At 41.0% G+C, this 12207-nt stretch carries 11 protein-coding genes; 4 read left to right on the top strand and 7 right to left on the bottom strand.

Going from position 1 to position 12207, the window contains the following annotated elements:
- Positions 1-111: 111 nt before the first annotated feature.
- The 3 genes from aceB (at position 112) to H5185_RS18270 (ending at position 5124) form a co-directional block, all read left to right on the top strand.
- Positions 112-1764 (top strand): malate synthase A, encoded by a 1653-nt coding sequence (aceB, locus tag H5185_RS18280; RefSeq protein ID WP_124016837.1) that lies wholly within the window; start codon positions 112-114, stop codon positions 1762-1764.
- A 91-nt stretch (positions 1765-1855) separates the two neighbouring features.
- The gene (aceA, locus tag H5185_RS18275; RefSeq protein ID WP_182697954.1) at positions 1856-3172 is read left to right on the top strand and encodes an isocitrate lyase; all 1317 of its coding nucleotides are present in this window, start codon (positions 1856-1858) and stop codon (positions 3170-3172) included.
- Between the two features lie 497 nt (positions 3173-3669).
- Complete coding sequence (locus H5185_RS18270) at positions 3670-5124, top strand: HDOD domain-containing protein (RefSeq protein WP_124017010.1); 1455 nt, start codon at positions 3670-3672, stop codon at positions 5122-5124.
- A gap of 124 nt (positions 5125-5248) precedes the next feature.
- Here H5185_RS18270 and H5185_RS18265 read toward each other — a convergent pair whose 3' ends face one another.
- The 4 genes from H5185_RS18265 to H5185_RS18250 all read right to left on the bottom strand — a co-directional run bounded on the left by H5185_RS18265 (position 5249) and on the right by H5185_RS18250 (position 8189).
- Entirely contained in the window at positions 5249-5854 is a 606-nt protein-coding gene (locus H5185_RS18265) for a nuclear transport factor 2 family protein (protein WP_124016839.1), read from the bottom strand.
- Between the two features lie 45 nt (positions 5855-5899).
- The gene (locus tag H5185_RS18260) at positions 5900-6724 is read right to left on the bottom strand and encodes a M90 family metallopeptidase (RefSeq protein WP_182722007.1); all 825 of its coding nucleotides are present in this window, start codon (positions 6722-6724) and stop codon (positions 5900-5902) included.
- A gap of 345 nt (positions 6725-7069) precedes the next feature.
- Complete coding sequence (locus H5185_RS18255) at positions 7070-7483, bottom strand: CopG family transcriptional regulator (protein WP_182742809.1); 414 nt, start codon at positions 7481-7483, stop codon at positions 7070-7072.
- On the bottom strand, positions 7443-8189 hold the full coding sequence (locus H5185_RS18250; RefSeq protein WP_182697958.1) for an AAA family ATPase: 747 nt from the start codon (positions 8187-8189) through the stop codon (positions 7443-7445). The genes H5185_RS18255 and H5185_RS18250 overlap by 41 nt, the downstream gene beginning before the upstream one ends.
- A gap of 430 nt (positions 8190-8619) precedes the next feature.
- On the opposite strand from H5185_RS18250, the gene H5185_RS18245 reads away from it, so the two are divergent.
- Positions 8620-8832 carry a DUF3820 family protein gene (locus H5185_RS18245; RefSeq protein WP_041413444.1) on the top strand — a complete coding sequence of 71 codons (213 nt, stop codon included), beginning with the start codon at positions 8620-8622 and terminating at the stop codon, positions 8830-8832.
- Between the two features lie 158 nt (positions 8833-8990).
- Here the strand turns inward: H5185_RS18245 and H5185_RS18240 are convergent, their stop codons facing one another.
- The 3 genes from H5185_RS18240 to H5185_RS18230 all read right to left on the bottom strand — a co-directional run bounded on the left by H5185_RS18240 (position 8991) and on the right by H5185_RS18230 (position 12037).
- Positions 8991-9521 (bottom strand): GNAT family N-acetyltransferase, encoded by a 531-nt coding sequence (locus H5185_RS18240; protein WP_182742808.1) that lies wholly within the window; start codon positions 9519-9521, stop codon positions 8991-8993.
- A gap of 57 nt (positions 9522-9578) precedes the next feature.
- Positions 9579-9881: an NrfJ gene (locus H5185_RS18235; protein ID WP_124016844.1), complete on the bottom strand. Its 303-nt coding sequence runs from the start codon at positions 9879-9881 to the stop codon at positions 9579-9581.
- Positions 9882-10300: 419 nt separating this feature from the next.
- On the bottom strand, positions 10301-12037 hold the full coding sequence (locus H5185_RS18230) for a bifunctional UDP-sugar hydrolase/5'-nucleotidase (protein ID WP_182742807.1): 1737 nt from the start codon (positions 12035-12037) through the stop codon (positions 10301-10303).
- Positions 12038-12207 lie beyond the last annotated feature (170 nt).

The raw sequence follows: 12207 nt of genomic DNA, 5'->3' as shown, positions 1-12207 counted from the left end.
GTGATTCAGTTGATACAAGAATGTGGCATAAATGAGTTAGCAGTAGATAGCGTTATACAGAGAAGCATGTCCACCAATATCAAAACAGACAGCATTTAGGGAGCCATTATTATGACGGCAGAACAACTAGTAGCCCAGTACAGTAAGTCCACAGCAAATGCTGATGATTCGGTTAAAACCGATCTCACTTTTATTGGCCCCACTGTTAATGGCCAAGAAGAGGTTTTTAATTCTGGTGCCGTGGCTTTCCTTGATTCGTTATGTGCCAAGTTTGTTGATGAAGTGCCAGAACTACTAAAACTGCGTAAGCAAAAGCAAGCACGTATTGATAATGGCGAACTACCAGATTTTTTACCTGAAACCCGTGCAATACGAGATGGCAATTGGACTATCCGTGGTATGCCTAATGATTTGACCGACAGACGAGTTGAAATTACTGGCCCGGTTGACCGTAAGATGATCATTAATGCCTTAAACGCCAATGTAAAAGTGTTTATGGCTGATTTTGAAGATTCATTAGCACCGAGCTGGCAAAAGATTGTTGAAGGTCAGATTAACCTTCGCGATGCCGTTCGTGGTGATATTGATTTTACCGCTCCAGAAACCGGTAAGCATTACTCGTTAAATCCAGATCCAGCAGTGTTAATTGCTCGTGTACGTGGTTTACATCTTATTGAAAAACACATTGAGTATAAAGGCACACCTATACCTGGTGGTTTAGTTGATTTTGCGATGTATTTTTATCACAACTACCGCCAACTTTTGGCCAAAAAATCAGGGCCTTATTTTTATATTCCTAAGCTAGAAAGTCATGTGGAAGCACGTTGGTGGGCTAAAGTGTTTGCGTTTGTTGAAGAGCGTTTCTGCTTAGAACCTGGCACGATTAAATGTACCTGTTTAATTGAGACCTTGCCTGCAGTGTTTGAAATGGAAGAGATTCTTTATGAGCTTCGTTCAAACATAGTCGCACTAAACTGCGGTCGCTGGGACTATATCTTTAGTTACATAAAAACCTTAAAAAATTATCCAGATCGTGTTTTACCAGACCGTCAAGCCGTCACCATGGACACCAAGTTTTTAAGTGCCTATTCACGCTTATTGATTAAAACCTGCCATAAGCGTGGTGCATTAGCGATGGGCGGAATGGCGGCATTTATTCCAGCAAAAGATGAAGCGACTAACGAGCTGGTACTGCAAAAAGTACGTGGTGATAAAGAATTAGAAGCTCGCAATGGCCACGATGGCACTTGGGTGGCTCATCCTGGTTTAGCTGATACCGCAATGAAAATTTTCAATGATTACATTGGTGGTGATAGAACCAATCAATTGCACATTACTCGTGATGTTGATGCGCCGATTTTAGCCAGTGAGTTACTTGAACCTTGCGATGGTGAAAAAACCGAAGCGGGCATGCGTTTGAATATTCGCATTGCATTGCAGTACATCGAAGCATGGATCCAGGGCAATGGTTGCGTACCCATTTACGGTTTGATGGAAGATGCTGCTACGGCAGAAATATCACGCACCTCTATTTGGCAATGGATTCAACATGGCAAAAGTCTATCAAATGGCAAGCTTGTCACTAAAGCATTATTTAAAGATATGTTGAAAGAAGAAATGGCCAACGTTAAGAAGGAACTCGGCGCAGAACGCTTTAATGCAGGCCAGTTCGCTAAAGCATCAACGTTATTTGAACAAATTACTACCTCAGATGAGTTAGTTGATTTCTTAACATTACCCGGATACGAACTGTTAACGGCTTAATGCCAGTAACAGAATATTAATTACAACACCACTGAATTAAGCAAAGTTGAACGATTCACTTTGCTACCCTCACACAGAAAGGAGCGACACTATGACTACACAACTAACTCGTCAGCAACAGGTTGATGCAATTAAGAAAGATTGGGCTGAAAATCCACGTTGGAAATCTGTTAAGCGTCCTTTTACTGCTGAAGAAGTTGTCGCATTACGTGGATCTGTTGTACCAGAAAACACGATTGCTAAAATGGGTGCTGCAAAATTGTGGGAACTGGTTAACGGCGGCGCTAAAAAAGGCTACGTAAACTCGCTGGGTGCACTTACTGGTGGTCAAGCAGTACAACAAGCAAAAGCAGGTATCGAAGCAATATACCTATCAGGCTGGCAGGTTGCTGCGGACGCTAACTTAGCGGGCACCATGTATCCTGATCAATCACTTTACCCAGCAAACTCAGTTCCAGCGGTTGTGAGCCGTATTAATAACTCATTCCGCCGAGCTGACCAAATTCAATGGGGCAAAGAAGTTAATCCTGGTGATGACAATTATACTGATTATTTTTTACCAATCGTTGCAGATGCTGAAGCCGGTTTTGGTGGCGTACTGAATGCTTTCGAACTAATGAAGTCGATGATTGATGCTGGTGCTGCTGGGGTTCACTTTGAAGACCAACTCGCGTCGGTTAAAAAGTGTGGTCACATGGGCGGTAAAGTTCTTGTTCCAACCCAAGAAGCAGTACAAAAGCTTGTTGCTGCGCGTTTAGCTGCAGATGTGAGCGGTGTTGATACGTTAGTTATTGCACGTACTGATGCCAATGCTGCAGATTTAATGACTTCAGATTGTGATGAATATGACCGTGACTTTGTAACTGGCGAACGCACTAGCGAAGGTTTCTACCGTGTCAAAGCGGGTTTAGACCAAGCCATTTCTCGTGGTCTTGCGTATGCTCCGTATGCTGATTTAATTTGGTGTGAAACGGCTAAACCTTGTCTTGAAGAAGCGAAGAAGTTTGCTGATGCTATTCATGCTAAGTACCCAGATCAACTATTAGCTTATAACTGTTCTCCATCGTTTAACTGGAAGAAGAACCTAGATGACGTCACGATTGCTAAATTCCAGCAAGAGCTGTCTAACATGGGTTACAAGTATCAGTTCATCACGTTAGCGGGCATTCATAACATGTGGTACAACATGTTCGATTTAGCCTATGACTATGCTCGCGGTGAAGGCATGAAGCATTATGTTGAAAAAGTTCAAGAACTTGAATTTGCTGCGGCTAAGAAAGGTTATACCTTCGTATCGCATCAGCAAGAAGTGGGTACTGGTTACTTTGACCAAGTCACAACCTGTATTCAAGGTGGTAAATCATCAGTAACAGCGCTAACAGGTTCTACTGAAGAAGAACAGTTTTAACCTATAGTCCCAACCGTTTTACAAGTTTAGTCACTTTGTGGCTGTTGTAACCCCGTGCAGCTCACCTACAGGCAGCACGGGATTTTTATCCAAGGATGTTGGATTATAAGTTTTACTTAGTTGTTAATCCTGATTGTTTGGCTACTTCCTACCCGTAAGCTTTTTAACCACATTATTTGTGATTGCGGCTCTTGTGAGCCGTTTTTTTTTGCTTAATTTTTATCTCATGCTTGTTACTCTGCACATCAAACAGATTCAACTCAAATGGTGTTCACTAAAATATAAATAAAGTGACGCAGTTAGCACATCATTTACTAACCATGAGAGTGATTGCGACTTATTCATTGGTTTATTGCCACGTCATTTGAAAGCAAATATCGTTGTTTTACTTTGATGCGTGAGCTAGCTTGCTCTAATGACAATCTCTACAAGACACTGTGTTGAAATTGAGTATACTAAATCAATGTTTGTTACATTTAGGTTAAATTTTGAAGGCGATGACTCAGCAAAAAGGGGCTGATTATTGGACCAAGCGTATCAGTGATCAAGAAATGCCTGCATTATGTTCCACAGTGCGTGATTTAGAAAAGCTGGCTAAAGACGATGTATCTTCATTATCTTTACTCGGTCGAAGTGTCATGCACGACAACGCACTTACCTCGCGAATTTTGCGAGTAGCAAACAGTGCTACCTACAATAAAGGTATTAATCCGGTGTCGACTGTCAGCCGCGCAGCCGTAGTACTCGGATTTGATACTATTCGTAATATTTGCATTACCGCAAAACTACTGACCAGTTTACTCGAAAACAAACATCTGAGTGCCAGTGTTTATCAACGCTTGTTAAAGCTGATGGCGCAATCTTTTCAGGCGGCCATGCTCGCCAGAATGATGATGAGCGATCGAGGAGAATCGTTACGTGAAGAAGTTTTTATCGCTTCTTTGTTGTATCGCATCGGTGAAAGTGCTTTTTGGAGCATGGGCGGTGAGCTAACCGAACAGCTAGATAAAAAACTGTTATCAACCGATGATAAAATAGAGCAAAACTCATTGATACGAGCTGAGCTTGGTACGTCATTTATTCAGCTTACCCAGAGTATTGCCAGAAGCTGGGGGTTAGGTGACGTGTTAATTAAATCGTTAACGCAGCCAGATGAACGTATGCCCGAAATCCGTTGTATTTTTTTAGCCGATAAGTTATCGGAGATAGTATCGCAACCTAACGTTAATGCTGAAGAGTTGCATAAGCGCTTATCCCAAGCCGCCGATATGTTAGACATCAGTGTGGCTAAATTTACTGAAAAGTTTATTGATTGCAGTGAAACAACCCATAAGCTAGCTATCGAATACGGTGCTAAAGCGATTGTGTCTTATTTACCTCATACCGCTAATGTATTAGACAATATTGATGCTCCAGTTGTGCCTTCTGAGGTACGTGAAACCAATCACGCTTATCAATTAAGTAAACTGAGGCAATTAACCCATTACGCTGCGGTAAAAACTGATTTTAATCAAATCATGCACACGACATTAGAGGGCATGCTAACCGGTGTTGGTTTAGACCGATGCGGTGTATTGTTATTATCACCGAGTCGTAAACTATTACAGCCAAGAGTGATGATGGGCGATGGCGCTGAATTATTAAAGCAAGCATTTGTGATTGAACTTGATGATCCCCAATCGGTCTTTACTCAGTGTATTGGGCAAAAAAAGAGCTTTTGGGTTAATGCACCAACCAGCAATGAATGCAAAGTACAAGTAGATGATGTGCTTGTGGAACGATTTTCCCAAAATGGATTTCTATTAGCCCCATTATCTGTTGGAAATAAAGTATTAGGCTTGTTTTATGCCGATAGGTTGGGCTCTGGGCGTCATTTTGAACAAGACGATTTTGACAGTTTTACTCACTTTAGTGAGTTGGCAAATGTGTGTTTTGCGGTGTCGATGGCATAACAAGGCTATTTAGTTATTGACTATTATTGGGTGGGTTAAAGGTTTATCACTGGATATTAAGCATCTGCTCTTAAACAAAAGGGTGACCGTGATAATAAACATGGTCACCCTGATGAACTGATGATTATTGCATAATTAAGCTAGTAATACGTTTAGCTTTGTCGTTTGGTATCGGAAAGCTCAAATGATATTGTGCTATTTTCCAACCATCAACCGTTTGAACTAATGCACCTGTTCCTCGGCTAATGCCATATTCTGGGCTATAAAGCTGTTCGTCAAATACAATGGTATCGTCAATTTGCAGTAAGTGGCGAGACTTTACATCGTAACGCCAACCTTGAGTGGGTTTGGCATAGCGTTCAAACTCAAGCATATCCCATCGTTCTGACTTATCGGTACCAATAAACACTGCTTGTGGGTGATAAAGACTAAAATAAGTCGTCCAGTCAGCTGCTGCTGCGCTTTCATGTAACTGGTTTAATAAAGCGCTGACGGCTTGGCTGTCCTTTGCAGATAAACCTTGGCTGTCAATTAATTCATTTGCCTGGCTAATATTCTTAATCACGGCTTCGCTTTCGGAGCTTACTTGTTGGCTCACTTGCTTGTTTTTTGGTTCGGTTTGGCTTTGACCAAGTGAGGTGTCATCGGCTTCTGTTGCATGCAAGTCGAAGGCTGCTACTGTGGTCATTAACACCGCAATAAATCCAAGTCTGTTAATGATTGATTGCATAGTATTCCTTTTACGTTATGAATTATTATTATGTTGATGACTTATCTAATGCCAATTTATTGGATCTAGCTGATAAAACTGGCTCAATTCTTTATATAATTGATTATGTTGTTGGTAAAACTCAATAGGTCGTTCAAAAAATGTTTCACTTATTACAGCAAAAAACTCTGCGGGATTAGTTGCGCCGTAATAATTGAATAATGACGGGATATGCTGTTGAGCGCAATGCTGAAGTTGTTTAAATTCCTGCCCCAGAGTAGCAGACCAAGAACGATATGAGGTGATATCTCGTAAAGGAGGCGCACCATTGGCGCTACCATCTTCTTGGTCAAGTTGGTGAGCAAATTCATGAATAACCACATTGCTGCCATCAAACGGATCTGCAGCGCCTTCTACAGTGCTGTTCCATGACAACACTACCTTGCCATATTCCCAAGATTCACCCAGTAACACATTACGCTGAGTAGAATACACGCCTGCTATATCAGTGCGGTTTTGATGAACAATAAATGCACTTGGGTAGACCAAAATTTGTTTCAGTTTAGGATAGTAATCAGTTTTTCGGTTGAGCAATAATAAACAGGCTTGGGCTGCTATGGTGACTTTTACTTCGTCATTTATGTCGAATCCGTCACAACCGACGAATTGTTTCTCACTAATAAACACTTGGATATGCTTTTTAAGCTGTAGCTGCAAGTCTGTTGGCATGGCTTTAAAGTAAGGAAAGCGCTTTTTTAATATATTACGCCATAGTGTTGGAAATGGTTTGCTAGCCACTATGCTACGTTGACGATTGAGGCGCCATTGACTACTGGTAATCCATCCAATAGCGGTCATTGATATAATGAGCAATGTTACAATCGCGATCATAGAAGGATCCTAATAGTCAAAAAGGTTTTTTTGGTTTTTATTTCAAGCTTATATCTGTGCTGACAAGTTTTCGCACTACTCCGTGATGTTATTCGATAGCTTTAGCTGTGTTTGTTATAAAATTTTGCCCTATGTGAGATTAATGGGGCTGTTTGTAAAGAAATTCAAGCTTTAGCAAAAATTAACTCTAGGTGCTGGGAAAATATTAACTTGTGCAGCGGTATGAGAGGTTGAGTTTTTAGAAAAAAGCACTGGCTAATAAATATGACCTTCATATTTATTAGCCAGTGAAAGGGTGGGGGGAGAAAGGGGAACATCCTGACCAATCACAAAGTAAATTAACGATTAATCTTTAAAATTAGCTTCTAAGCTTTTTTGTTGTAGTGGCGATAAGCTGAAATATTGTGAAATCAATTGTCTAATCAGCTTTGACTTTGCTATGCCGCCTTGCTGGCTCAGCAAGGCTAACTGAGTGATAGCTGTCTCGCTTAAAGTATAAGTGCAGCGCTTATAAGGTTGCTTTTTGTTGTTGCTATTTGATTTTATTGCCCCCAATTTCTGCGGGTATTTACGCTGTAGAAAATCAATTATATTCGTTTGACTCTCGGTGCCAACAACCTCAGAGGTTACCGCATGTCGAGACCCACCTTTACCGGCGGCGTAGAGATCTGCAGCTGCAATAAAGTCATCAATTGATACTGCGATGTTATTGGTTTGCTTACATGACGAAGCGTTTTTCTTGAGATCGGCTAGTCCCATAATTTCCTCCCAATGTGGTCACATTCGATGCTGTATTGCGCTGTTTAAGGAGTTGCTTTGCATCGGTGATCTCAAGTAATTCGCAAGCAATACTGCGCATCTCTTCTGCTGCTTTACCTTTGGGTTCTAATTCAAATACTGATAAGCCCGATTCTTCACTGTCGTCATAAATGTTACGACTGTAGTTAACTGCATCTAATACGTTAATATCGTAAGTACGACAAACATCTTTTGCTTCGCTGATTCGACTTGCTTGGTTAGGTAAGCTCGGGCATTGTGTGATTACAAATGATGCTTTCATTTTGGGATTTATCATCAAACAAGTGGACACGATATCGTCCATGTGGCTGACCGTTTTCAAGTCGCGACGTTTTGGTCTTAACGGCATTAATACATGTGATGCAACTGACATAGATGCTCGTAAGGCAAGGTTATCTTGACCACCACAATCGACAATTACATAGTCATAATGTTGCTCTAAGCTGAGGAGGTCATTACGGATTTTGCCATAAAGCTGTACGCAGTTTATCGCCGATAATTTGGGGTTGTTGTTACGAGCCTGGATCCAGTCTGATGTTGTTCTTTGTGGATCGCAGTCGACCATAATCACGCAGGCATCTGCCTCTTGGGTCAGGAACACCGCAATATTTTGCGCTAAACAGCTTTTACCGCTGCCGCCTTTCTCACCACCTACTAATATGATCATCTATACAGCCCTCCCAACCAAGTTTGTTACTTACCTAAAAATAATTCTAAACTCACTTTAAATACTGAATTAGATTTGGTCAATTAGCTGATTTTTGACAGTTTTTTATAAATGTCGCCTAGATGTTTAATTGACTAAATTAGCTTGTACGGCAAAAAATTGACAACATGGTGTCGCACGCTGGAATGTTATTTAAAAGTTAAACTTTATAATCACTTAAAGCACTTTACTGAGGAACATGTACCCCATTACTGGCCAGCTAATTTGGCATATTATGCTTTCATATCTTGTTGATACACTTTTTACATCTTATTTTTACTTTTGTTATTCGAAATTGATATAAGTAATAGTTGGCGCTATGAGGGACTTTTTTACGGTTTGCAGCGTGTTACACTTGGGTTTTAGCCATCAAAGCTGTGGGACCGAAGTCATGAATGAACAACAATTATTAGAAGCGATTAATCAAACCATGCCATTTGGTAAATATGCTGGCCGTAAGTTACTGCAGTTACCTGAACCTTATTTAGTGTGGTTTCATTCAAAAGGCTTTCCAGAAGGTAAGCTTGGTGAGCAGCTTGCATTAATGTATGAAGTGAAGCTCAATGGACTAGAAGAAATGCTGCAACCGCTTTTAAAGCGGTGACCTTGGTAATAAGCGATGGCAAGCGATAACGAACGTAACAGCCTAGAGGCTAGGGCGGATTGCGTCCTGCTAGATCGCTACGCTGCTAAATAAAGCGGCCAAAGCGTTCGCTCGTTATCATCCTAGCATCTTGGCTTTTAACACTTATACCGTTACCGCTAGTCACTGTCCTTTGAGGCCTCTCGTGGCGTGCAGAGCGCTTTTTTCATATAGAAACCGGTAAACGTTTGGCCACGTTTTTGTTGGTAGCTGACTTGTTGTAAGGCAAAACCCATGGCCTCAAACAAAGCTCTAGATAAATATGACGCATCGACACTGACAAATGGATATTGTTGCTGCTTTGCCCAATGTTCAAGGTGTTGGTATAGCGAGCTTGCTATACCTTGATTTTGGAAGTTGGGGTGCACGTATAAACAGTCAATATAACCCTGGTGGTTAAAATGAGTTTCTAGGCTAATAAAACCGATGACCTGTTGCTTGTTTAATGCAATCCAAGCTTTATTTCGCTTGCATTGTAATTGCCAGAACTTAGCTGAACGGGGGGCTAATGACCATGCATCAAGTTTTAGTTTCGGGTATCTCGGATGTTCAATACCTTGCACAGCAGTATGGTATAACTGGCTTACTTGAGTAGCGTAGGACGCTGAAAAATCAACGATTTGACTTGGTTGATTTATTGAGTTTTTCATAAAAAAGACCAATCGGTAAGATTGGTCAATTATGTAAGATTTTTGCGATAAAACGTACTATTTTTTATTAATGTTGCCAACAAACATGATTTTATCAAATGTTCTGTTTAGGCTTGAACTTTTAAAATCGGTCATCCACATTTGCTCAGACACTTCAACTTTATCGCCTTTATTCACTTCAGTTTGTGGGCCTGCTGCCCAGTATGTTTTGTCGGCTTCTTTTAGCTGAACATAGGTGTAACCGCCACCATTCATAGTGTCGATGACTTCTGCTTGATGCAAAGCACCTTGTGCCCACACAGAGGAAACACCTAAAGCCAAAGTGGCTGCGGCAGCAAATGCGATTAATTTAGCTTTCATGTATGTATTCCTATTTTATCTACAGATGACACTGGATAACGAGATTGGCTCAATTTTATGCTATTTAACCATCTCAGCTGATTATGGTCTGTGATCTAGCACGAATAATTGTTATCTGCCAGCGGTTAGGTATTATCACTAGATGGTTTAATCGTTCAGGCTAATGAAGTGAACATTAGCAAATAGTTGCCCACTCTTAAGTTATCGATACCGGCTGACAAAGTCGTAAAAGCCGCTGGGAGCGTTTGAGTGTGCCAGTGGCTAGGTATTATCACTAGTTGATTTAATCGTGATGGCTAATGAAGTGAACATTAGCAAATAGTTGCACAGTAATAAGCTGTCCATGCTGGCTTGTAAAGTCGTAAAAGCCGCTGGCAGCGTTTGAGTGTGCCAGTGGCTAGGTATTATCACTAGATGGTTTAATCGTGATGGCTAATGTAGTGAACATTAGCAAATAGTTGCCCAGTAATAAGGTGTCCATGCTGGCTTACAAAATCGATAAAAGCTTCAGGCAGTGTTTGATTACTAATGGGTTGCTGCCAATGAGCATGTAATAATGCCTCGTATCCTTCTTTACCTGCTGCAGTATAAGAACTTGATACTCCCAAATACAGCTTATTAGGTTCTAGTGTTTGCCATTGATCGTCTTTGTAGATATCAATCTGAGTTATCCTTAAGCCTTTAGCTTGCTTACCGTCATAAAAGTAGCGCAAGCCATAAGGGTAGGGGAAACTGCCTGCGCCTGTACCCATTATGCCGTTATTGGTCGCGGAGTTTATCGCGGACTCTAATGCTTCGATAAGGTATTTACCTTGAATTTTATATAAGGTAAGAGGGAGTTCAAAGGGCAAAATGCGCCCCACAACATCGGCTAAAGATAATTGGCCTTTGTTCAGTGACTGTCTTACCCCACCGGCATTGTGCAAGGCAAAATCTATTGTTGGTTCAATATTTTTAGCCGCTTTATACATGCTTCGACTGACCCAGGGGGCGATTTCACTGCCATGAGGTAAGTGTTTACTTGGTAAGCGTGTATGGACAAAGTCGCGAGGAATATGGCCAAGGATTTGATTTTCTATCGCATCTAATGATGGTCTGTATTGAGTATGGATTACTGAGTGAATATGTTCATCATGTTGTGCGTCTTTAATACTCGGATGAGCAAAAAGTTGTTTGACTAAGGTTGCGGCAGTATTACTGTCTGTGGCATGACCGTCTTTGGTGGTTACTGTGATGTTTTCATCGACCATAAAATAGTTATTGCCCTGTAATTCAACTATTTTGCCATGTTGATCAAAACATATTTCAGCCAAGCCAATTGTTTCTGCATATTTGCCTGCATGTAAAATAGGCGTTGAATTAATCGTTTCTGCATAAGGAATATTACTCCAACCAATATCACTCAGTTGGCCTTGCAGTGTATGAGAATGACCGCCAACAATTAAGCTGATCCCATCAACTTTTGCAGCAAGTTCTCGATCTTGATCTAAGCCTAAATGGCTCAATACTATAATGTGATAGATACCCTGCTGGTGTAAGCGTTGTATTGTCCGCAAAGTCGTGTCGATGGCGTTGGCAAAGTGGGTGTCAGGATCGGGCCGTGCAATTAAGCGCATTTGATCTAATGTAATACCAATAATGGCTAACTTAGTGTCATGAAATGGCTTAATTAATACTTTGGCTGTTTCAGTTGAGTCATCAAAATCGTACAGCATTGGATGGCCATAAAGTCGGCCCGATTTATGTCGGTCTTCTTGGCTTAGGTCCATATTGCCAGCTAGTACCGGAAAATCGATACGGTTTAGAAAAGCTTGAACTGGGCTATTGCCTGCATCGACTTCGTGATTACCTATTACCATAGCATCAGGTTTGAGTAAGTTTAGTAAATGCGCGTTGGCTGCACCTTTAAACTCTCTAAAATATAATGTCCCTTGAAAACTATCACCACCATGCAAAAAAATAAAAGGCGACTGTTTGATTGCTGCTTGTTGTCTGGCGTGTTCAATTTGATAACCTAAACGTGCGTATCCGCCAGAACGTGCTTCGAGGGTATATGTTTTTTGTTGATTCTCGAGGCTAAACTGAACGGGGCTGGGTTCAAAGTTAGAGTGGGTATCATTAATGTGGGCTAAAGTTAATGTGTAGCGTTGCTTCATAATTTCCCTCTTTAATTGGAAATCGATTCTAACATTATTTTACTCATGTTGGGCGCCAAACCAGGTGAATGTTTGATTTTTGATGCGATAACAAGGCTATTTGATTACTAGCTAATCTTGGCCAGCATCTGTATAATTTGCCGCCCTGTTAAAGGTTTTGGTGTTTGAGG

Origin of the sequence: Shewanella sp. SG44-6, assembly GCF_014164185.1 — a bacterium.
Lineage (GTDB): Bacteria > Pseudomonadota > Gammaproteobacteria > Enterobacterales > Shewanellaceae > Shewanella > Shewanella vesiculosa.
This window is presented reverse-complemented; position numbering and strand designations above follow the sequence as displayed.

What these genes read in the sequence shown, in the direction of transcription:
- H5185_RS18230 (WP_182742807.1), bottom strand. Translation starts at nt 12,037, where the DNA reads ATGAAGCAACGCTACACATTAACTTTAGCCCACATTAATGATACCCAC.
- H5185_RS18255 (WP_182742809.1), bottom strand. Translation starts at nt 7,483, where the DNA reads ATGGGACTAGCCGATCTCAAGAAAAACGCTTCGTCATGTAAGCAAACC.
- H5185_RS18250 (WP_182697958.1), bottom strand. Translation starts at nt 8,189, where the DNA reads ATGATCATATTAGTAGGTGGTGAGAAAGGCGGCAGCGGTAAAAGCTGT.
- H5185_RS18265 (WP_124016839.1), bottom strand. Translation starts at nt 5,854, where the DNA reads ATGCAATCAATCATTAACAGACTTGGATTTATTGCGGTGTTAATGACC.
- H5185_RS18240 (WP_182742808.1), bottom strand. Translation starts at nt 9,521, where the DNA reads ATGAAAAACTCAATAAATCAACCAAGTCAAATCGTTGATTTTTCAGCG.
- aceA (WP_182697954.1), top strand. Translation starts at nt 1,856, where the DNA reads ATGACTACACAACTAACTCGTCAGCAACAGGTTGATGCAATTAAGAAA.
- H5185_RS18245 (WP_041413444.1), top strand. Translation starts at nt 8,620, where the DNA reads ATGAATGAACAACAATTATTAGAAGCGATTAATCAAACCATGCCATTT.
- H5185_RS18235 (WP_124016844.1), bottom strand. Translation starts at nt 9,881, where the DNA reads ATGAAAGCTAAATTAATCGCATTTGCTGCCGCAGCCACTTTGGCTTTA.
- aceB (WP_124016837.1), top strand. Translation starts at nt 112, where the DNA reads ATGACGGCAGAACAACTAGTAGCCCAGTACAGTAAGTCCACAGCAAAT.
- H5185_RS18260 (WP_182722007.1), bottom strand. Translation starts at nt 6,724, where the DNA reads ATGATCGCGATTGTAACATTGCTCATTATATCAATGACCGCTATTGGA.
- H5185_RS18270 (WP_124017010.1), top strand. Translation starts at nt 3,670, where the DNA reads ATGACTCAGCAAAAAGGGGCTGATTATTGGACCAAGCGTATCAGTGAT.